This window comes from Paenibacillus marchantiophytorum (assembly GCF_014640555.1).
GTDB lineage: Bacteria > Bacillota > Bacilli > Paenibacillales > NBRC-103111 > Paenibacillus_E > Paenibacillus_E marchantiophytorum.
The window spans coordinates 18,348-40,739 of the sequence record NZ_BMHE01000045.1 but is presented as its reverse complement, the minus strand read 5'-3'; the positions used below and the strand labels follow the sequence as shown (position 1 = coordinate 40,739).

The 22,392-nt window shown below is 43.1% G+C and carries 19 protein-coding genes; 4 read left to right on the top strand and 15 right to left on the bottom strand.

Features of this window, described 5'->3' with window-relative positions:
• Window positions 1–193: 193 nt before the first annotated feature.
• The 4 genes from IEY34_RS28365 (at window position 194) to IEY34_RS28355 (ending at window position 2,880) form a co-directional block, all read left to right on the top strand.
• Window positions 194–1,060, top strand: coding sequence for a hypothetical protein (locus IEY34_RS28365; RefSeq protein ID WP_189018457.1), 867 nt, complete (start codon window positions 194–196; stop codon window positions 1,058–1,060).
• A 371-nt stretch (window positions 1,061–1,431) separates the two neighbouring features.
• Window positions 1,432–1,929: a tyrosine-type recombinase/integrase gene (locus tag IEY34_RS37605; protein WP_308423060.1), complete on the top strand. Its 498-nt coding sequence runs from the start codon at window positions 1,432–1,434 to the stop codon at window positions 1,927–1,929.
• 131 nt (window positions 1,930–2,060) lie between these two features.
• Window positions 2,061–2,273, top strand: coding sequence for a tyrosine-type recombinase/integrase (locus IEY34_RS37600; RefSeq protein ID WP_308423059.1), 213 nt, complete (start codon window positions 2,061–2,063; stop codon window positions 2,271–2,273).
• Window positions 2,274–2,379: 106 nt separating this feature from the next.
• Entirely contained in the window at window positions 2,380–2,880 is a 501-nt protein-coding gene (locus IEY34_RS28355) for a shikimate kinase (protein ID WP_189018455.1), read from the top strand.
• Window positions 2,881–3,229: 349 nt separating this feature from the next.
• Here the strand turns inward: IEY34_RS28355 and IEY34_RS28350 are convergent, their stop codons facing one another.
• The 15 genes from IEY34_RS28350 to IEY34_RS28285 all read right to left on the bottom strand — a co-directional run bounded on the left by IEY34_RS28350 (window position 3,230) and on the right by IEY34_RS28285 (window position 22,352).
• Entirely contained in the window at window positions 3,230–5,029 is a 1,800-nt protein-coding gene (locus tag IEY34_RS28350; protein ID WP_189018453.1) for a discoidin domain-containing protein, read from the bottom strand.
• 96 nt (window positions 5,030–5,125) lie between these two features.
• Window positions 5,126–6,646 carry an ABC transporter substrate-binding protein gene (locus IEY34_RS28345; RefSeq protein WP_189018451.1) on the bottom strand — a complete coding sequence of 507 codons (1,521 nt, stop codon included), beginning with the start codon at window positions 6,644–6,646 and terminating at the stop codon, window positions 5,126–5,128.
• Between the two features lie 95 nt (window positions 6,647–6,741).
• A complete protein-coding gene (locus IEY34_RS28340) occupies window positions 6,742–7,668 on the bottom strand; it encodes a carbohydrate ABC transporter permease (RefSeq protein ID WP_229757891.1) in 927 nt (308 codons plus the stop codon).
• Between the two features lie 12 nt (window positions 7,669–7,680).
• Window positions 7,681–8,583 (bottom strand): ABC transporter permease, encoded by a 903-nt coding sequence (locus IEY34_RS28335; RefSeq protein ID WP_173226008.1) that lies wholly within the window; start codon window positions 8,581–8,583, stop codon window positions 7,681–7,683.
• A gap of 90 nt (window positions 8,584–8,673) precedes the next feature.
• Complete coding sequence (locus tag IEY34_RS28330; protein ID WP_189018449.1) at window positions 8,674–10,404, bottom strand: sensor histidine kinase; 1,731 nt, start codon at window positions 10,402–10,404, stop codon at window positions 8,674–8,676.
• Complete coding sequence (locus IEY34_RS28325; protein WP_189018447.1) at window positions 10,401–11,495, bottom strand: helix-turn-helix domain-containing protein; 1,095 nt, start codon at window positions 11,493–11,495, stop codon at window positions 10,401–10,403. The genes IEY34_RS28330 and IEY34_RS28325 overlap by 4 nt, the downstream gene beginning before the upstream one ends.
• Window positions 11,489–11,698, bottom strand: coding sequence for a response regulator (locus IEY34_RS28320; protein ID WP_189018445.1), 210 nt, complete (start codon window positions 11,696–11,698; stop codon window positions 11,489–11,491). Before IEY34_RS28320 ends, IEY34_RS28325 begins: the two co-directional genes overlap by 7 nt.
• Window positions 11,699–12,417: 719 nt before the next feature.
• Window positions 12,418–13,332, bottom strand: coding sequence for an MFS transporter (locus IEY34_RS28315; RefSeq protein WP_189018443.1), 915 nt, complete (start codon window positions 13,330–13,332; stop codon window positions 12,418–12,420).
• A 27-nt stretch (window positions 13,333–13,359) separates the two neighbouring features.
• Window positions 13,360–16,266, bottom strand: a complete 2,907-nt coding sequence (locus tag IEY34_RS28310) for a glycosyl hydrolase family 95 catalytic domain-containing protein (RefSeq protein ID WP_189018441.1) — start codon at window positions 16,264–16,266, stop codon at window positions 13,360–13,362.
• Complete coding sequence (locus IEY34_RS28305) at window positions 16,263–16,424, bottom strand: hypothetical protein (RefSeq protein WP_189018440.1); 162 nt, start codon at window positions 16,422–16,424, stop codon at window positions 16,263–16,265. Before IEY34_RS28305 ends, IEY34_RS28310 begins: the two co-directional genes overlap by 4 nt.
• Before the next feature lie 216 nt (window positions 16,425–16,640).
• Entirely contained in the window at window positions 16,641–18,149 is a 1,509-nt protein-coding gene (locus IEY34_RS28300) for a helix-turn-helix domain-containing protein (RefSeq protein ID WP_189018438.1), read from the bottom strand.
• 115 nt (window positions 18,150–18,264) lie between these two features.
• Window positions 18,265–18,399: a hypothetical protein gene (locus IEY34_RS37400; protein WP_268240193.1), complete on the bottom strand. Its 135-nt coding sequence runs from the start codon at window positions 18,397–18,399 to the stop codon at window positions 18,265–18,267.
• 203 nt (window positions 18,400–18,602) lie between these two features.
• Window positions 18,603–19,769: a Ger(x)C family spore germination protein gene (locus IEY34_RS28295; protein ID WP_189018436.1), complete on the bottom strand. Its 1,167-nt coding sequence runs from the start codon at window positions 19,767–19,769 to the stop codon at window positions 18,603–18,605.
• Window positions 19,766–20,863: a GerAB/ArcD/ProY family transporter gene (locus tag IEY34_RS28290; protein WP_189018434.1), complete on the bottom strand. Its 1,098-nt coding sequence runs from the start codon at window positions 20,861–20,863 to the stop codon at window positions 19,766–19,768. The genes IEY34_RS28295 and IEY34_RS28290 overlap by 4 nt, the downstream gene beginning before the upstream one ends.
• A complete protein-coding gene (locus IEY34_RS28285) occupies window positions 20,844–22,352 on the bottom strand; it encodes a spore germination protein (RefSeq protein WP_229757893.1) in 1,509 nt (502 codons plus the stop codon). The genes IEY34_RS28290 and IEY34_RS28285 overlap by 20 nt, the downstream gene beginning before the upstream one ends.
• Between the last annotated feature and the right edge of the window lie 40 nt (window positions 22,353–22,392).

Genomic DNA, 22,392 nt, shown 5'->3' with positions numbered 1-22,392 from the left:
ACGTGCTGCACCGACAGGCAGATCGGGCAGCTTTGAAGATGGTTTGTTGTGGTTGGGGAATTACAACAATACAGGAGTGGCAGGAATTAAGTAGACCGATGAATTCCCGAATCGGCTTTCGTCTTAATCGCTGGTCTTAATAAGGCAAATAGGTTATCTTCAATATAAACGGACTCAATATTTCTATAGCCTTTTGATAAAACACCTGGGAGTAATTCATGGTAATTTCCATTTATTAGTTGATTTTTTTCTTGTTGGAGAGAGTCAGAGTTGGAGAGTCGAATACACGGCAAACATTAGCGGCGATAATGAAAATGGGAAGTATTTTATTAGTTATAAAGATGCAACAGGTTCAACACCTCAAAACTTAGAAGTAACCATTAATGATGACAAACAGGTACTTAAAGATGGCAACCACAAAGGTACAATTATTGAAATACCAACTAGTTGTTCAAGTTGTGTAGTTTCGAACGAAAATTTGCCAATCAAAGTAAAAATTAATTGGAATAACAAGGAAGAATCCTTTAATTTAAAGCGGAATGGTGCAGTTCTATTAAACAACGAAAATAGGCATCTCGCTAAAGAAGCAATTCAGGCCTATGCGCAAAAAGCTGGATATCAACCCGCACCATTTAAAGAGCGGGCTCTGAGTAACAATATTATTAATAAAAACCAGATCAAAAAGGTCTCTCCCCGTACGGTAACTAATATTGCCGTAAAAGAAAACGACGGCAGTTATGAAATACCGGAGCTTTTGACGGAAAACGGTGATCTCGTGATTTTCACAAAGACAGATGATTTCGGATGGCATTTGAACAAAGGCGAGCAGTTGACCATCCATTACGAGCTTGATCTGAAAACCAACATGCAGTCGTCAGATCCAAAAGGAGAAAATATGGAGATCGGTTATATTAAAAACGGTGAGATTATCAGTGAAGTTCTTAAAAAGGCAAAGGAGTTTTCTTACACTGTTACAGCAGATTCAACAGGAGAATATTATTTCTACGCCGAAAACGCTTCTGCCGGTAAAATTATAATCACAACTGGAATTATTAAATAAAAACTGATAACCAATAGGATATATTAGGATGATTTCGGAGGTTTATCCGGTGAAGTCATCTTTCCATGACGCATGATAGTGAAATATCATACGTGTAAGAAAGATATAAAATGGAAACTTTTAACTTTTTTCTTTGTCGGTCTTATTTGCATTTGTTTGTTTTCTGCTTTTACAGGGTTAGTTTTATTGCCAATTTATTTCATTAGCGTTTATTTGTATTACCGTTTATTCAAGAGAACATCATGAATCAAGAACCTTAATTCATTCCCCTAACGGTGAACGCTAGTACAACACACAGCTTAAGCGTTAAGATTAAATCCTCCCAATTCTAGCAAAGCTAGAGATAACATATATTTGGGAGGGTTTTTATTATGACATTGAAGGAGTTATGGATGCTGTATGAAGCTGACAAACGTATCCTGGGGTTCAGCTCGCATACCATGAAAGCATACTTTCTACAACTCAACATGTTGATTCGTGAACTGGGTAATCTGGAGATTGAAGAAATATCCTTAAATATGCTAAAAGATTATTTTGCAAGAGCATCAGAGCGATTAAAACCAAGTAGCTTAGGTCATCGAATTCGATTTGTACGCTCCCTATTTCGCTTTGCATTTGAAGAAGGCCATATGACAAGGAATCCTTCTCACAAGTTGAGAGAACCTAAGATGGACAAACGTATTCCGAAATTCCTAGTTGAGGAGGATGTTATTCATCTTAAAATTACCTGTCATTCTCATCGGGAGCATGCTCTGTTGGAGTTTCTGTACTGTACAGGCTGCCGTGTTGGAGAGGTTCAGAAAATAAATATTGAAGATGTTAATTGGGAGAACTATTCAGCAATTGTGAATGGTAAGGGTTCTAAATAAAGAGAGGTATATTTCACTACCGAATGCAAGGTTTGGTTAAAGAGATATTTAGAGAGCCGTGGGGATACTTGTAAAGCATTGTTTGTTACTGAAACGAATCCGACCCGACGATTGTCGATTCCAACAATACGTTGGGCATTAAAAAAGCTGGCAAAACGAGGGGAATTAATGCTAATGTATATCCTCATCGATTCCGTCACACATATGCATGTCAATTACTAGATAACGGTGCACCGCTAGAATTTATTCAGGGTATGCTTGGGCATGAAAAAGCATCTACTACACAGATTTATGCTCAGCTGCGCGGTGAGCGTAGGAGAGCATTATATCGTCGGTACTTTTAAGGCCATCATCGGTCACTTCTCAACTAAAGGGCAGTATAACGCCATGAAGGATATTTATGGATAATGCCGAATAGTTTAACGAAACCATAACAAAAGTGAGGATGATATGAATATAGTTCTTATAGGTATGTCCGGAGCTGGTAAAAGCACTTTAGGTGTGTTGCTTTCAAAAGCTTTAGGAATGGATTACGTGGATACAGATATTGTTATACAACAATATGAAGGTAGGTTATTACAAGATATAATTGATAATGATGGTATCGAAAAATTTATGGAAGTTGAAGAAAAAATTGTGTCTGAATTGCAACTAAAAAATTGCATTATATCTACAGGTGGAAGTGTTATATATTCAGAAAAAGCTATGAATGTGCTTAAACAGAGTGGACAGATTATTTATTTACATGTCCCATATGAAGAAATTAAAAGAAGACTAGTAAACATAACAACCAGAGGCATTGTAATAAAGAAAGGAAATAGTCTTAAGGACGTTTACGAGGAAAGAGTTCCTCTATACATTAAGTATAGTGATAAAACTCTTGATTGCTCAAATAAGGATATTGAACATTGTGTTAGTCAAATTATAGAGAAAATACAAAAAAGTGAATGAAACTCCATAGGGTGGTAACACAGGTACAAACTCGAGATTCTCAAGGATAAGATCGTGCAAAGGGTTAGGGAAATTAAAGAATCCGAGCTAAAAACGGGAGAATAGAGCAGTCAATGAAATAATGAACTTATTTCAAACGATACCAACACGGAATCCTCTTCATCATCTCCTTTAAAACAATGACGGCAGGCGTTCGTCGTTCGTCCCGACTTCATTACGCTAACGGAAACGTTAGTTGAACAAACAGGCTGCAATGGTACATTTATCACTAATAATACGAACTCTCCAAACTCGGAGGGTTCTTACATTTTTATCCATGTGTTTGCGGGTGGTGTCAGCTACGCTGGTATTACCCCTTATAGGTGATGTTATCGAGCGTGACGTTTGAAATTCGGCCATTGCCTTCTCCAGCAAACCGTTCATCGGTTCGGAATTGAAACACGACGGATTTGGCAGGGTCTCGGAAGGCCTCTATCCGGATGTCTTTGAATAAGACATTTTTAATTTCATTGCCGCCATTGGGCCATAACTTCATGACACCGTTAAATTTCGCAAGATCCACAACCCCCTGTTGGGCAAGGACATCCAAATTTTGAAAAGTTAAATCGGTGATATTGGCATTAGGCTCCGTTCCCAAACCAATGAGCAGGGTATGCGCATCATCTCCCCACAGCACACTATTCTGAACGGTGTTCAATGAGGTTGGACCATAGTGGTACATGACAATATTATCGTCTGGCGTTCTTACGAATGAACCCGTAACCAGCCCGTTCGTACTGCCAGAAAAGTGGATGCCATCTGCATTCGCCACGTAAGTGATAATATTGACGTTTCTAACTGTAGGCCTTGTTGAGAAATTCATCACGACCGTCCACATGCAGGCGTCTTGAATCGTAATGCCTTCGATCGTATTGTCGCTTCCATTATTCAGCCAAATCGCGCCTGTTCTTCCTTCTCCAGGGCTTGGGTTCGCATGCTGCAGCAGGCTTCCATCGAGGATGCCACGGCCTTTAATGGTCACATTGCTGACGCCATCAGATGAAATGGAGCCATGTACAACTGCACCTGGCTGCAGGTAGACCGTCGTATTATTCTTGGAAATATAGAATGACTCTCCCGGGTGCCAGTTGCCATACCCCTTTTTTGAGCCAAATTGGGTCAGCGAATTGCCGTCGAATAATTGCGTGTAGCTGGGGAAGGCCCCGGCTATCCCATGATTCAAAGCTAGATTCGTCGTGCTGCCAGCTTGCATAACCTTAAATTCTGTGACGGTACTGCTAAACAAATACCCCGAAGTCACATTGCTTCCGAGCAGCCGCAGCCTCACATATCTCGCATTTTTGGCTGGAAAGCTCTTGGTTATCGATCCCAGCAAACTGTTGCTTGTCCCGTCATAGGCCGTCGTGTAAGCGTCACCCGCATTGACTTTGGATTCAACGATAAACTTATTCGGATACTCAGGGCCATTCGTGTATAAAGGCGCCTGCTCAAGACCAATTTTGTCAATCGCATAGACAGCGCCAAGATCCACTTCCGCCCATGAACCTTTGGGCAGCGTATGCTCGCCAGCTTTAAAATAGTACGTATCTTTGCCGGCCGGCAGCTCCAGGGGGATGGCATCTCCCGGATTAATGAGATACACATTGGACGCTGTCTGCGACGGAGCATTGGTCTCAAGCGGATTCGTTAGGATATGCAAGACGCCTGTATCCCAACTGTTATTGATACGCACGACGATTTTACGTGGCGAAAGATTGTCTTGTACCACGGAGAAAGAGAGTGTATTCCCCGTCTGGACTGCCTGAATGCCATAGGAAGATGGCGTAATATTATAGGAGCTAATCGTTCCTGCATCGTAGGTTACTTTTACGTCTAATGAACCGGAAAAATCAAAATTCACATACGATGAATCGAAATTCGTACCATCCTGATGACCTACTTTTACATTGTATTCATATAGATCCATCCATGCCGCCTCATCCGATGGTTTCACCTGAACTGTGAAGGTCGAATTCGCAGCGGTGCCTGATGGAGGAGACCACGAATGGACTAGATTTGCACCTGCGGCTTTCGCATGCAACCCGCCTAAAGAACCTATCATAGCAACCAATAGGAATAAAAAGAACGTCAATCGCTTCATCATGAACATATGATTTTCCCCCGTTTCAAATTAGCGCTCAAGCGCGGTCTGGGATTATAAGATAGGTGGGGAACCTAATCAAATAGGTCCCCCTTAAACAAGTAGTTACTTTTTGGCTGTCGCGCTCCATTCATTCAATTGCTTTTGTTTCTCTGCCATAATTTTGTCTATGCCTGCGCTTTTCAGGGCAGCAACCATTTTGGGAATATAGACTTCAGGGTCCACGGAACCGGACATAATCGCCTGTTGGTATTGCTTGAGCACGCTGTTGCTGGCGGCCACTTCCTGCGTTAAAGATTCGGAATTCCAGGCAAATCCAAGCGCAGGCGACTTGTCGGCTGTTTCATTGAATGTTCTGAATTTCTCCCATTTCTTCGGATCTTCATTGGGGAATAAATAGGTCAGCATTTGATTACCCCACATCCAAGGCTCGTTTTTATAGCCAACAGATGCCGCATCAACCCCAGCAGGGAAATCAATCGTTGTCTCATCCTTTTTCACATAATGGGTTCCTTCAACACCGAAATCAAACAGATTAAGCAGCGTTTTATCGCCGTAAAGCATGTTTAGGAACATCATAGCCCGGTTAGGATCTTTCGAAGTTTTGGGAATGGCCGTCATAATCCCTGTTGTGTTCAACGTTATGGGCGTGTTCACCATTTCTTTCTGAACGACCTTAACTCCCCAGGCTGAGGACATTTCGGCATCTTTGCCAGGTTTCAGCTCCGAATACATGGCGAATGCCTTGCCAGCTTGCATAGCGCCAAAATCTTTGACCGTTGCCGCATCGAGATTCATATACTTCGCCTGATACCATTTGCGTGCCAGCTTCGCATAGTCCATGAACACTTTGGATTCAAAAATATCGACCACTTTCAACTCTTTGCTGGAACGGTCCAAGCCACCCAAATAATCGCCAAGATTATCGAACGACGAAGAGCTGACGGCAAAATTGCTCATCTGACGCCCCTCTTGTCCAAAGAAAGGAACGATGCCTGGTTCATTGTCTTTAATCGTTTGCAGCATAGGCTCCAGATCCTCGAGCTTGTTCACTTTGCTGATATCAAATTTATATTTATCGACTAACGCCTTATTGAACAAAATGCCGTCTACACTAGCAAATTCTTTGTTCGTTGGAAGTCCGTAAATCTTCCCGCCGATCCTTGTTCCATCCAGAAACTGCGGCTGCAAAGCCTTCGTTACATCGGCCCCGTATTTGGCAATGAGTTCATCTAAAGGCAGAAATGCACCTTTGGCTACATTTTGCGAATAACCAAGTCCGCCCGCCGTCATCATCACGTCCATTTGCTCATTCGTAGCAATCATCAGATTGGTCTTCTCGATCCAAGTTCCCCACTCAATCGGCTTGAGCTCAACTGTAGCGTTAATTTTGTCCGTTAAATAGGCATTCATCTTGTCTTGCACAGCTTTAAGGTCCTTGGGAACCGCGCCTGTTGCGTAAACGATTGTTAGCTTATACGGATTCAGTTTCGTAGTAGAAGCCTGACCCTTCGTATTTTCTGGAGTACTTTTCGCTGTATTTTCCTTCGTCGCCGAAGGACTGCAGCCTGCTAGTACAGTACTTAATGTGAGAATTGCCGTCGTCATTACGATAACCTTTTTCATTGTGACCAAGTCTCCCCCAAATGTTGTTTTGTCGTGCAGCTAGCCTTTTCCCCTTACGTGGCTTAGATGAATCACCCCCTCCATTAAATCTAGTACTAGCCTTTAACCGAGCCCACAGTGAGACCTTTCACCAAATACTTTTGAAAAAAAGGATAAGAAATAAGAATAGGACCTATGCCAATAACCGCCATTGCCATGATAATGGAATTTTGGGGCATTTCCGAAATTAATTTGGCAGAATTCGCATTTTCCGTATGTGAGGATAAGAACTGAATATTCAATAAAGCTTTGGTCATTAAGTATTGAATACTGAAATAGTTGGAATCGCTAATAAAAATCAATCCATTAAACCAATCGTTCCAGTAAGCCAGCGTGGTGAACATCCCAATCGTTGCCAGCACAGATACCGAGAGCGGGAGTACGAGTTGAAAAAAGATCCGCCATTCTCCGGCCCCGTCAATACGAGCAGACTCAATCACCGAAATCGGAACGGAGTTCGAGAAAAAAGTTCTCATGATCAGCACATTAAATCCATTCATAAGCAGTCCAGGAATCATAAGTGCCCAGATCGTGTCTCTCAAATCAATGATTTGGGTGTAGACCAAATACCAAGGAACCAAACCGCCATTTAATAAAATCGTAAAAAACACATAAAAGGAAAGTATCTTGCGATACGGAAAATCCTGACGAGACATAGGGTATGCGACTAAACTTGAAATGAATAAGCTGGTTAAAGTCCCCCCCACGGTAATAACAATGGTCACGCCGTAAGCTCGAAATAATTGATGAATGTCGATAAATAAATAGCGGTAAGCGGCTGTGCTCCATATTTTCGGGAAATAGGTGTAACCGCCTGCACGCAGAATACTTTCATCCGTAAAAGAAGCGATTAGCACCAGCACAATCGGAAATAAACAAAATACACACATCACTAAGAAGAAACCATGCAATAAACCGCTCGTCCAAGGTGGTCCTTCCCGCTGCGTTCGAAACCGTTTTTGATTAACCATCTTCACTTCCATACGTATCCCCCTCTAAAATAAAGCGCTCTCTTTATCCCATTTTCTGACCAGCATATTGGCGATGATGACGAGCACGAATCCCACTGTTGATTGGTATAAACCCGCAGCCGAAGACATGCCGATATCACCTGTTACCAATAAAGCCCGGTAGACGTAAGTATCAATTACATTGGTAGTCGAGAACAAAATGCCTGTATTGAGAGGGACTTGGAAGAACATGCCGAAATCGGCATAAAAGATGCGGCCAATCAGGATCAGCACCACAACGATCACCACCGGACGGATCAGCGGAAGCGTGATCTTCGTCATCTGCAGCCAGCGATTCGCGCCGTCCATGCGGGCAGCCTCATAATATTCCTGATTAATGCCGATCATAGCGGCAAAATAGATCAAGCTTGAATAACCGACATATTTCCACGTATTCACGATAACAAGGATGTAAGGCCAGTATTTGGACTCCAAATACCATTCAATCGGTTGTATATGCAAGAACGGAAAAATGACTTTATTAATAAAACCATGTTCGATACTGAAAAAAGCCAGAACAATATAACCAACGATGCTAAAAGAAATCAAAAAAGGCAGCAGCATAATACTTTGGTACAAATTGCGTGCGAAGCGATTTTTGATCTCGTTCAACAATAGCGCTACCAGCAGGGCAATAATTAAATTATTAACGATGATAAATGTTCCATTGTAGAGCAGCGTATTGCGGGTAATGATGAAGGCATCCTGTGATTTGAATAGAAATTCAAAGTTTTTAAAGCCCACCCAGTCGCTATGGAAAATTCCTTTGGTGTAGTTAATGTTCTTAAACGCAATGAATGTGCCAAGCATAGGCAAGTAATTGTTAATAAATAAATACAACACGCCTGGCAGAGTCATTAGAATCAGACTGCTATATTTCTTTGCCATTCCGCTACCCTCCACTCTATTTCTCTTCTTAATTGTAGAGGGATCAGCTTACATCAGATAGCGCTCAAGATACCGAACCTATCACTCAAGTTACTTCTTGGGTATAAAAAGACGAACGACCGCCCCTTTTTCCAGCCCATTTCCAATCATAAGTCGGGCCTCATTGGCATAATAGGCTTGCAGTCTTTGTTTCACATTGTGCATGCCCAAATTCCCTGCATCCCCAGATGTCTGACCGTCTGTCACGAACTTGCGCAACGCTTGCTCCGAAAATCCATTGCCATTATCCGCAATCTGTATCCAGAAGCCACGGCTATGATCTGCTTGCTCTTCATAACAGCTAATTATCAAACGAAAGCCCTCCTCCTGCATCACCATGCCATGGATAATGGCATTTTCGACAAAAGGCTGGAAAATCAAAGAAGGAATAAGCAGTTCGCCGACATGCTCATCGATTTCAATCGAGAAGTCAAAATGCAGCGGAAAACGCATCTTATGTATTTGCAAATAGTGGTCGATGTGCTTCATTTCTTCCCGGATCGTGACCATTTTCTGCGGGCTTCGGATCATGGAGCGGAAATAATGCATCAGATGCACCATCATTTTCTGAGCTAATTCGGATTTCTTAGTGGCAATTAGGTTATAGGCGATATTTAAAGAATTTAATAAAAAATGAGGATTGATTTGCAATTGCAGATGCTTAATTTCGGCTTGCTGCGTTTTAATATGCTCTTCATAGACGTTGATTTTCAAAGATGAAATTTCAGCAGACATGGTATTAAAGGTTTCCGAAAGCAAGGCCAGTTCCTTGGAATGACTAGGCGGCATCCTGTACTGCAAGTCCCCATCCTGAATTCGTCTCATTGCGCGAATAACACGAAGGATTGGGTTCACGACGATTTTTTTTAATAAAACTAAATTGATGATCAGCAAGCAGCCAATGACAAAAGGCAGGAAGTAGATTAATTTTTGCAGCAGAGAGAGCTGTTTATACACATTTTTCTCTGGTAGGAGAACAGTCATGATCAGATTAGAGACCTGAGAGCGATTCGTAACCAATAAATACTTATCCGGGATTTCCACCGTGTGGAAGGATTTATCTGTTTGGAGAATCTTGCCTGTAAGTTGGCGCAAAAATACCGGGGAAATCGTCGTTGCCGTTAACGGTTCTGCCTGATCAGAGAAGAAAATAATTTGCTCATCGGCGACCAATTGAACCTTGTTGGAAGGAGCAGCCAAGCTTTGAATGGGGATGATGCTCCCTACGTAGAGACTCGCCCCTGACTTGACGACATGAATCAGACATGGAATGCCCGCGACCTTCACGGTCCTCCATCCATCCCCATGTTCCACGAATTGTCCCTCGCTGCGCATCCATTCATACATGAAATCCTCTGTCCCTTTGTTCTGCGGAATTTCCGACCCGTTCGCTCTTGTCATCACAAGATCTTGCGTTTTGGCCGAATAAATGAATAAAGCACCCAATTCGCTGTAGTAGTTAATATCCTTCTCCATCGTATTGGCCGCAGCGATTCGCGTCATTAAATATTCATCGCTTCCGCGAGGCTGCCGTTCCAAGGAAATGACCGCCGGATCTTGGAAGGCCAGCCTGAACATGTAGGTATTGATTTCCGATAACTTACTGTCAATATGGCTCATTTGCCCGCTTAATAGGCTCGAATTGGTTTGGGCAACTTGATCGCGAACCAAGTTCATCGCATAGCTGTTACTGAAAAACAACAATAAAAACAAAGGAAGGGACACTAGGATAAATACGCTTACAAATTTGAAGATTAGCGAATTCCTACTCTTGTCATTCATCTGCCTCGCCCCCCCGTATCTTCATTCTTCCATTTACGCAATTCATGCGGCGTCATCTGATAGGTGCGTTTAAACATTTTCGAAAAATGAGAAAAATGCGTATAGCCCAGAGAAACTGCAATTTGACTGATGGTAGCATCCGTCCCCGTTAAGAGATCCCTGGCCATCTTCATTCGTTCGAACGTTATGAAATCGGTGAGTGTCTCACCGGTTTCTTTCTTAAAAAAGCGCGACAAATACGCCGGGTTTAAATGAACAAACGCCGCTATATCTTCGCGGGTTATTTCCGCGGTCAAGTTCTCTTTGATATAGGTCTTCACCATTTCAATCATCGTTTTTTCACCTTTGCGGCCGAATTGCCGTTGGTACATGAAAGCCTGATTGGATAGGCTGATATTGTTGCTTTCCATAGCGATCAAATCTTGATATACACGGTATAAGTCCTGGATGACCGCCCAATTTCCGATGTAACAGGATACATGGCAATAAAAATGTTCGTTGCAGGCTCGAATAAAGGTTTCGCATCTCAGACGCCAGTCTTCCAGGGGAAGCGGCCCGCTTCCGTCCGAGTAGATGAAGATCACATTGATGCCGGAATGATCCTGCAAGGCAAGTCCGTTATCCTGCCCGACGACCAGTTCCGCAGCCGCGTTTCGAATGGCATACTCAAGGACTTCCTCATCTCTGGAACTGAATTCTCGCTGCCACTTCTCCACACTGATCAGAATGGGCAGGATCGTAAAGTTGTCAGAAATGGTCAGTCCGACTTCTTGCAGCTCGACTTCCATCTTAACGGGGTCATTGGAGATCCGCTCATCCAAATAATCTTGCCATATTCGTTCAATTAGCAGCGGCTTTTTGGCCTCCCACAGCGGGTAGAACCTTTCGTACGTCTCTTTGATCTCAACGAACCCCAGCTCTTTTTTACGGATTTCCAATGCTTTCACGATAATCTCTTCGAATTCCGAGAAGTTTACGGGCTTAACGATATAATCAAATACGCCCAATTGAACCGCTTTTTTCGCATAATCAAATTCCGAATGACAAGTAAGAAACACGACAACCATAGAAGGATAATTCGATTTCACCATTCCATCAGTTGAAGTCCATTGCCATTGGGCATTTCTATATCGCATATCATGATATCAATGGGATGTTCCGCTATGATCTTTTTGGCCATGTCGATATTATACGCTTCCAAAACCTCTGTAAACCCCAGAGATTCCCATTCCAAGTTATATTTAAGTCCTTCAATGGCATAGATTTCATCATCAACAAGCAAGATTCGGCTCACTGCGAAAGCCCCCTTTTATTTACATAGTGACTGTGTCTTCTTATACGGGATTAAAATGAGTATAGCAGGACACGCTCCGCAGGTGAATGAACGAACACAAGTAATTTATATTTCATAAATGAATTTTGTCCATCGGGTTGTCGGACAAAGAAGAAAACTGGCTTCGCCGCCTAAAAGATGAGTCTCTTCGAAGCGTAAGGGAACTCCAGTACGTTATTTTGGCAAATAGAGGGATACTATGGCCATAGCGGAACTAGAGGGTCTTATTTCTACGAAAAACGCTAAATATCTGAGCAAACAGCAAAATAGCGCACTGTAGTTCCCTCAAACTCGATATCAGGCCACTTTTGGCTGGAATAGCGTACTGTAGTTCCCTCAGCCTAGGGATCATGATGTTTTTTTGCCGACAGATTCAGGCGGATACGACCGAATTTGCAAGAAGGAAACGGGCGTAACGCCATCGGATTTCCGGAGGATTGCGTCCGCTAACTAAAGATAAGAGCCCCCAGGGACACTTATTGCTTGAATTGAGCTGCTTTTGACGCGGATAAGAGCTTCTGGAGGCTCTTATTTCTTGCTGCAGCGGGGTCTGGTGATGCTGGTTGGATAGCAAAAAGAGAAAGGGCTGCTCGCAAGGTTGTAACCTTGTGAGACAGCCCTTCTTTGCTTTTCCAGGTGGAACTACCCTTTTACCGCCGTATTTGAAATGCGTTTCTTTCCTATTTCATAAGCTCACGTTCACTCGGTAAAGCGGTCATTTCCTGTTTGGCGTTTGGCCTGTGCCATAATGCGACCAGCAGGAAAATAATTGCACTGCCTATATAAATATACGTTATACCATTAGGCAAGCCGATCGCTAAGTAAACCAGCATCGGGCCCAGTGCGGAGCCCATATCCGTCGCAACCGAGTAAGCGGTCATAACCGCAACGACAGATGAAAGATGGGCGACGTCCGATGCCAAAGCGTCCATTAAAGTAGAAACTGCTGTACTTGCCGCCAAAATGAGTAAAATAACCGCACACCACAAATAGATCGGAAGCTGCCACGGTACCAGTCCGGTTGCAACAATTTTAATCACAGGCTTACTCCAGATTGACTCCTGATTGTCTAGACGTTCCTTCCACAGAAGAGAAACATCTGGCTCGTTCGCTTTAGCGCCGGAGATGTAGACAACGACATAAGGAAGCCCTAACAGCATAAACACCCCGAAAGCAATGGAAACGATTTGCATCCCGACAAGCGGAGCGAGGAGGCCGCCAACAAGCATGCCGATCAGACTTCCCAAACGGGATATTCCGTTATACAGTCCCATGAGATGGCCACGATTGGAATCGTCCGAGTAGCGGATAACGGTTAAATAGCCGCCCATGCGCAGGAAGGACCAAGCGATCCCCCATAAGCAACCGAGAACGAGCCAAATGATGAAACCCTTGAATAGGCTATAGCCGATTGTTGTCGCGGCCGCTAGGAGTATGGCTAGAATAAGACCTTTGCGCAAAGACATTCTTTTATAAAGCAATCCGATCAGCGGAGTCATTGGCAGCCTGATAAAACGATTGATGGAAAGGAGTACCCCGACCTCCCATAAGGCACTGAGGCCGACTTCCCTCCAGTAAACAAAAAGGTGCCCCAAGGGCACCTCTAACTGAAACCAATAAGATCATTGCAATTTAACCAGTCTCCATTTCTGACTTGCCGTACCGTTAGCCGTCTTAATAACCGCCGTATATTCCGTGCCGCTTAAAAGCGTATCTAATGGTTTGCCGCTTTGGACACCCATAATCGTATAGGTGCCATCCGCATTAGCGGTAAATTTCCACCTTTCGTTCGGTGAACCTGCATAGGGCCATATAACCGTCATCGAGTTGTCAGTCGTTGTGGCTGCGGAAACATTCAGCGCCTTGCCGCTTGGGACACCCAGCAGTCTGAACGTTCCATCGCCATTATCGCTGATATTCCATTGCTCACTTGCAGCACCGCTATCTGTTGACACAAGGACTGATGCCCCATTTGCTGTTGCATTGGCTATCACGTCCAATGCAAGGTTTCCGCTCCCCGCATTAATGAGTTTATACACGCCTCCTACCATAGCAGACTGGCTAAATTGGAACCAGTTCAGATGAAAGAGTGGGCCGCTAGCTCCCTTGTAAACGAGAAATACATTTTGTAAACCCGTAGCGCCCGTTACTCCGCAACTAACCGTTTGCCAAACTTGCCATCCTGCAGTAGACGAAACCATACATGTGCCTGCTAACGTACCCGCCACACTCCCTAAGCGGATCTCCATAGTCCCCCCGGCTCCGTTGCTCGCAACCCTAGCGGAGAATGAAGCGGCACCGTTTCCAAAATCAACATTGTTGTAAACGGTGTAGTCATTATTGTCAATGGATGTGAGATCATAACCCGTGCCTTTATCGGAGGCGCTCTCAAGCTGGATGCCAGATTGGCTGTCATAGTTCTCTGCTTCAATTGGGTTGAACGCAGATTGACTATTTCCGCGTACGAATGTAATCCGCGAATCCGTAAATGGATTCAGAAGTTGATTGCCGTACCGGATCACAGGGACCGTACCGTTCGGGGAATCGATTTGAGCGGATACGAGTTGACCGTTTGCCCATTTGATGCTGAGTTCGTACCTACCTCTCGCTTTCACACCCGTTATTTCGCCACTGGTCCATGCGGAAGGCAGCGAAGGGAGAAGTTCAATTTCTCCGGTATGACTTTGCACAAACAATTCTGGGTAGTAAGCCCCTCTCACTTGATATTCGTTCACAAATCCACCTGTCGGGTAAACGTCTGCAGCTGAAACAGCTTTATTCCCCTCATTAAGGCGCGCCCACATGTACGCGCTATCCGGAGCGTAGTCATTATTCCATTCCTTGAGCTCACCGCTATTTCCAATTTGATGGGGAAGCAGTTTCGGCAAGGCTGTTCTAACACGATTCAGCAAATCAACATCCGCGGGAGAATCAGCTTCCAATATACTCCCTGCTTCTAGAACATTCTCAAACAACTCACGAACTAACGTCATATCAATCGTCGAACCTTGACTGACGGCAACCTCTATTCCATCCGACAAGACATACGTCGCTTCGGGTGAAGTAGAAGGCGATGTAACGAGATAGCCGTCCTTGTTGGTAACAAGATAATCCAATGCAAATTCTGCAGAACCCTTCATAAGTGGGAAAGCCTTATCACGAAGAAAGGACTTGTCTTGCGTGAACCGATAATGATCATACATATTAAACATGAGCCACATGCCGCCCGTTGTCCAAATTGCCCATTCATTTTTCCAGCTTGAAAGGTGTGTTTGTGCCCAAACATCAGATGCATGCGGCACCATCCACCCATCAGAGCCGTATTCGATTTGGGCAGCTTTCGTTCCGTTTATGGCTAAGTTTTTGATATACTTCCAGAGTGGATCGCCATTTTCAGAAAGATTCCCCGTCTCAATTAACCCATACGTTTTTTCTACGTTCTCATTAAACCAATGCGCCCCGTTAAATTGAGGCCTAAATTGGTAATGCCACATACCATTCCCGTTTTGAGGACGGTCGAATGTATTCGCCCTGGAAGCAGCAATTGAAACGTAACGGGCGTACTGGTAGGTCAGCGTGTAGGCTCTGGAAGCGCCTGAATTACCGTTTACTTCTGTCCATAGCCTGCGAAACAAATTCCGATAATCGGTCTGATGCGCATTCAGGAGTTGGGTAAAGGTTTTGGCAAAAGCCGTATTCATAATATTAGTTACGATTGGAGCAGGATGATTGCCGCCTTGGCTTGGATTCGGATTGGTGAACGGGTCCTTGTAACTTGTCGCGTCAGCATACAGAAGTTCGATGACCGTAGCGCCTGAAATGTTCAAATTACCCCCTGATGCTGTTATCGTTCCTCCCGTCGTTCTCGCGCGAAGACGGGCGTCGAACGTCATGCCTCTCCCATTCGCCCACTTACTTGCGTCGTAATCGTAAGGAGCCGTTCCTGTCATCTGGATCTCATTGCCCGATGAAGATACCGTTCCGTGTGTGTTCATTTCCGCCGGCAGCGTCATCTTGGCCGTCATACTCATCGGCTGGCCCCCGTCATTGGTCATCCTTATGACCATAACGCGATCTGGATTACTGGCAAATACTTCACGCGTATACGTTATGTTTCCTACTTTATACTTTGTTGTTACCATCGCCTTATCCAAATGAAGTTCTCGATTATAGTCCGTATATCCCGTCGTATTCGGGACATCCAGGACGATTTTTCCAATTGGTAGAAAATTAGCATAATATGTAGCACCGGGTCCCCACATCCCTGTTGCTGCCGTATCAGCTAATTTCAATTTATCTTCGCGATCAGTTACTGTCGTTGCCGAATCAGCTTGAGCAAGCAAACTTCTTGTAGCATCCAGCGCCGTTTTGCGATTTGGATTATAATCATTGAAAGGTTCGCCGGAATGAAACGTTTTGTCGCTAAGTTGAAGAATTTCAGTCGCAACACCTCCTGAAACTTTAGCGCCGAAGTAACCGTTCCCGACAGGGGCTCCGTTAAAATCTGCCCCGCTGGCCGGCGTTGTCAAATAAATTTCAAATCATCCCAATTCCCTGTTTTCTGGACAGGCAGAGCCGTGCTTCCTACATTTGCATGAGCTTGATTAGATGCTCCAACTGAAATCAAGCTTGTTACAAGAAGCGAACTAACAAGCATGCTTATCAAACTTACTTTTACTTTTTTCATAACATCTCCTCCTCGATTTTGTTCTGGTTAACCTGATACGTACAGATTTAGCCTTTTGTAATGTAAGCTCTTACATTCACCTCCCTGCCTCAACATATGCCATCTATTATTTCATGTACACATCAAAAAAGAGTGATTTCTATAAAACTATCAGCAAATTCTTCATCTATAAGCGAAAAAGCCGCCAATTCGCTATCATCGGCAGCCTTCTTCGATTCATGATCCATATCCGTTATCATAAACCTTATTTTCACTTGTCGTATTCCGCAATTTGTATTCTGAGGTCGTAACCCCATACTTTGTCTTAAACATTTTATAGAAATAATTTTGATTCTCCCAGCCTATTAAATCCAAAATCTCAGCCACGTTGGTATTAGGCCTTGTAATTAGTTCTGCTGCGATACTCAATCGATAATCCATCAACCATTCAGCAATGGCTTTACCGTGAACATTGCGAAATATTTTTCCCAAGTGATACTTGGATAGGTTCAAGAGTAAAGCAATACTATCCTGACATAATGATTTATCCATATAGTTGGATTCTATGATTCCAATGACTTTACTTACGATCTGCTGATTTCGATTTACCTTGGAATCCAGCATACTTTCGGCTATTTGACGAATAAGCACATGGAATTCAGCGTTGATTTCACCGATAGTTTCCATTCTACTAATCATCCGAACGAACGTACTATATTGAATGTTGAACATGGTTGGACCGTTCACTTCAATTTCTTTGATCCGCTTATAGATAATAAATGTTAAATAATATAAGTAACTAATGACAATATCGTAGGAATAATGATTCAAATAGGCGACAATCTGTTCATAGGCTTGAATCGCTTCCTCATATTTTCCATATACAAGAAGTTCGTCAAATGTTTTTTCGAGCTGGAGCGGCGGCCGGAAGTCATCCGTTTTCATGTGTTTTAACTTATCCGATGAGATGATCGATCCTTGTCCGAAAATAAATCTGTACTTGCTAAACTGAACGGCTTCTTGATAAGAAATAGATATATCCTGAAGTTGTTTAACCGAATACCCGATGACGCCTGTCATCGAAAGTTTTAGATTGCTTTGGACCCAGTTTTGAAGTTCCGCAATGATGAGACTAATATCTCGAAGCTGTTTCTCATAGGATTCGTCAGAAGCTTCCAGAATGAAGACAACTTCATCTCCCAAATCAACAGCACAATTATTCGTGGAACGCGACGCTATTTCTTCCGCTGCATTCCCGATCGCATAACGGAAGAGTTGTTGATCTGCCGCGCTGTAAGCTCTTATAAATTGCTCATAACGGTCAATCATTAAAATAACGGCAAAATGGCGCTTATCAGCCAGCAATCCTATTTGATAATAATCGAGACGCGATTCCAGATCAGTAGGGTCATCATCCAACGAATGGCTGACTAGCCTTCGCAAGAACTCTAATTTTTGAGAGATAAAGGCTATCTTCTTATCGCCAATCAATACTTCGTTCTGCTGAATGGCCATTGAAATGACATCGTTTAAATAGCCAATATCATCCCTATTTTCGACCAAAGACGGAGAACGTGGCAACCCAGAGACTTTACCCATCAAACCGCGAATAGGAGAATACAATCTTTTGGATAAATAAAATACGATTAATACTCCCGGAATCAGCACCCCTAGACAAAAAGCTAAAGTAATCCAACCAAGCCGCTCCATATCATGAAAAATAATCGAATAAGGAAGAAAAACCACTTTATGGAAATTTAACCACTCAATAGCTTGTATACGCTATGAGCGGTCATTTGACTCTTATTTTTTATTTGCCTTGCGCCATTCGTCAAGTTGTTTTTGAGCTTCTGCGGTAACTTTATCCAGTCAGCAGCGAATTTCCTACACTGTTGTACTGCTTTGTAATCGCATCGATTTGGGCCATCTCCGTTTTACTGGGATCTCGATTCAAAACAAAGCCGATTAATGGGGAAGCAATCGCTTCTTTGTTCACTTTATTCGTTTACTGCACTCGCAGGTTGTTTTTTGATGTGACCTTATCATAGCTCTTATACCTATCATTTCTAAACAACAAGTATATTGTTTTTCTATAATTCGGTATGTAAAAACGAGCGATTTCTATAGAAACGCCCCGTGTTATGAAAACATAACAAAACGCAAGCTAGGATAAGCTTGCGTTTATGTACCGTATCGCGATTACTTCCCAATCTTTGGCGTTTTCCTTCCTTTAGAACCGAACTCTCGAATGTGTATTTTCACTTCGACATCAATGTTAGCTTCACTGAACGCCTCATCCCAGTTTGTCTTTACTTGCTTCCATGTACGGTAGTTATGAATTCTTAATTGTTCACCGAAGCCGGCAACATCCGCTTTATATGTATCTTTTATTTTTACAATGGAATGCTCAACGAGGCGTTTTACCTCTTCGGCCACTTGTTTATCCACTTTCTTAATATAATCCTTGTCGAAAGCATCATTTAATGTCCAGTCCTCACCCAGACGCCCTTCGGATTCAATGGAAACGAGAAAAGAAATCCGTTCTCCTTCTACTCTAGGCTTGATCTTTGTTTTGGTATTATTAACTTCGTAGATGATCTCTTTCTTTGTTTTCTTATCGACGACCTTAAGAACCCCCCCTTGACTGCCATGGTGAGTTCCCAGAATCCAATTGACTCCTGAAACCTCATCTTTATCCAACCATCCGATCAATCTCTTCTTTTTCCCTGAAATGACTGCAGCTCCTTGCATCGTATATCCGTTTGTAAGATTAATTTCTTGAACAATGAAACTTGTGTCGCTAGACAAATGAACGGACAGTTCCCCCAAGGTTATTTGTCGAGCCATTTCTAACGTTTTGTAATGATTTCGAGACCTATAAAAAATATTAAAGGCAGGAATTTCATTATTTTCCGTCTTTTTTTCTAGAAACCCGCTTGCAGGTCCTTTTGAAAAATAGACACGCACACTTCTTCTCATCTCATGATCCCGTTGAAAAAAGTTCATCAAGTCTAACAATTGAGTGGTTGAAGTGATTTTATCGCTTAGGATGATAACCTTCAAGTGTGTATAGTAGGGCGATCGATCTGTTCTTGTTGACGCTTTTCTAATGATTTCAAACAAATTAGTTCCTTCATCGGTCAGGTTATAATAGCCTTTTACCACCTCATCCTTCGTTCCGATGGTCGTGTTGACGAATTGTTGAGTCACCTTTATCCGACTGTTGGCGGGATCTTCCGTCTGATCCAACGCGATACCGGCGATCATGCCCAACTGTTCGATTTCACGTTTATCCCAACATCCTGAAAGCACAATTAACGAAATGAATACGAGAAATACGACACTCCGCTTTTCTGGAGATTTCAAGGTGTATGTCCCCTTTTTCTGAGAACAGCAATGATTAATAATAAGACGGGCATAACTCCTGCCGTTATTAAGGATAAATAGCCAATAATTTCACCGAGCTTGATGCTGCCGTTCAAATCGCTTGGATAGATTGCGATAATGTAAATGACGATCAACAAACCAACATGCACATAGTTAATCTTGATGCGAAAAAGTTGGCTAATTCCCAAGCTTGCTATGTAATGAGATATAATGTATGTAGTGAAAATTTCAACCAACCAAACTGCAATGAAAATAACTTCGAAGTTTTCTAAAAAGAAACCTGCCGACTCCACGTTCTTTATTAATTCCAAGGTCGGCCAAGTTAATGTGCTAGCTTCTGAAACACCAAAGACATCAATGACGATGATCACGTTTATTGTGTAGAGGACGATGATCAAAGCAACACCGATGATGGCTGAGCGTATCATTTTGCTGGGTTCCTTCACAAAGGCGGTGAAGACCATAATACATTCAAAACCCGAGTAGGAGAGCGCAGTCGAGAGAAGGCCACTAAATACTGGCCGTATCCCTTCGCCAAGAACAGGACGCAAACGATCGATATCGAAGTCTTGGACACTTAACAGCATGACAACCAAGATACTTATATAGGTAATGGGTAATAAAAATTCCATGAGTCTGGCGATCGGATTCAATTGTCCTACAATTAAATAGGCGGCAACAGCAAGAAATGTGATCATGGTCACTTCAATCGGTGTTTGATCTAATAAAAACTGCCGGATCACTTCAGCTTGCATGCGCACTTCGAAAGCCGCCATCATGATGTAGTAGATGCAAAACACCAGGCTAAAAGCAATTCCGATCGCTTTACCGACAATGAGTTGATTGAATTCAAAAAAAGTTTGTCCAGGAAACCGCTGGCCAACTTTTGTACAAATAACGGCCAGCAGTATAGATATCAACCCTGCTATAAGTACGGTAATCCATACATCAGGTGTACCTATTTTCTCAGAAGCAGCCCTTGGCAATGTAAGGATCGACAGTCCGAGAATCATGGAAGTATTGAGGACAGTTAATTGCGAAACCGAAATTTGATCACTCCGCGCTACCTTCATTCCCAGTCCCCTCCACTTGCGTTTCGTGAATATTCAATCGTTCTTTATTTTTTGGCTCTAACAATTTCTGACGGTTTTTTAGCCATTTCAGCGGAAATTTCACAATTGAATCTCTCCAATCTGTTGGGCGATAATGCACATAAACGCCTGCATAGTTGGTCCCGAAGCTTTTTAATTTCATTATGTGGGAAAGAATCAACAGGGAAGCCATTATAATCCCATATAGACCCAACACTGCGGAGGCTAGCATCATGAAGAACCTTAACATCCGAATGGCAATTCCTGCGGAATAAAGAGGTACTGTATAGGATGAAATCGCCGTCACAGCAACAATAATGACCATTATGGGACTAACAATCCCCGCCTGTACAGCCGATTGCCCGATCACAAGGCCTCCGACCATGCCGATCGCTTGCCCAATCGGTTTCGGGAGACGAATAGCGGCTTCGCGAAGTATTTCAATCGTCAGTTCCATCATCATCGCTTCTACAAAAGTGGGAAATGGCACCCCTTCCCTGCTAGACGTGATAGATATTGCCAATTTCGTGGGAATTAGTCCTTGATGAAAAGAGATAAAAGCAATATAGAGCGAAGGCAGATAAAGAGAAACGACAGCGAGTATATATCGCATCATTCGGATTAAACTTGAAAACAACCAGCGTTCATTATTATCTTCCGGTGAGTAAAGCATCATGGGGAATGTGACTGGAACAAGAAGAACAAATGGCGTTCCGTCCAAGAGGATGGCAACCTTGCCTTCCATCAACGCACTGACAACTCGATCCGGTCGCTCTGTATTCATGACTTGAGGGAACGGGGAAAAGGTATTATCTTCAATGAATTGTTCAATAAATCCAGATTCAGCCGCATCATCGATATCAATCAGCTCGATTCTGCGACAAACTTCCTCCACCATTTGATCATTGGCAATGTCCTTAATAAAAGCGACAACAAGCTCTCGCTCGGAACGCTTGCCTACATGATATTGCAGCATCGTGAAAGAAGGGTCTTTGATCCTCTGTCGGATCAATGATATATTCGTCGATATCTTCTCGATAAAACCTTCGCGCGAGCCGCGAACCACGGATTCCGATGTAGGCTCAGCAATACTTCTTCCTTCTAAATTTGAAGTACTTAGGATGATGTACGTACTGATGTCTTCCAGCATTAACGCTGTATTTCCGGATAAAAGATTTCTAATGCATACCGTCCGCGAATCGGTTTCCATCATTTCTGAAAGTGAGATCGTACTTTGCATCACTCTTTCTTTGAATCGGTCTGATTGCGAATCTTCGTTTGTCACCTCCATCTGCATCAAGGGTTGCAGCACATTTTTGTTAATCGTATCGGTGTCGCCTATTGTCGCGATGTATATGATTGCTGCTTTGCGTCCTGTACGACCGAGTGTTATTTCTCGCACCACAACATCGTAATTGTGTCCAATGACCGTCATAATCGATTCAATTTCATTCGAAAGGGATTCCCTCACAACCAATGATCATCCCTCCCTTTCAACGTGGTTTCTCATT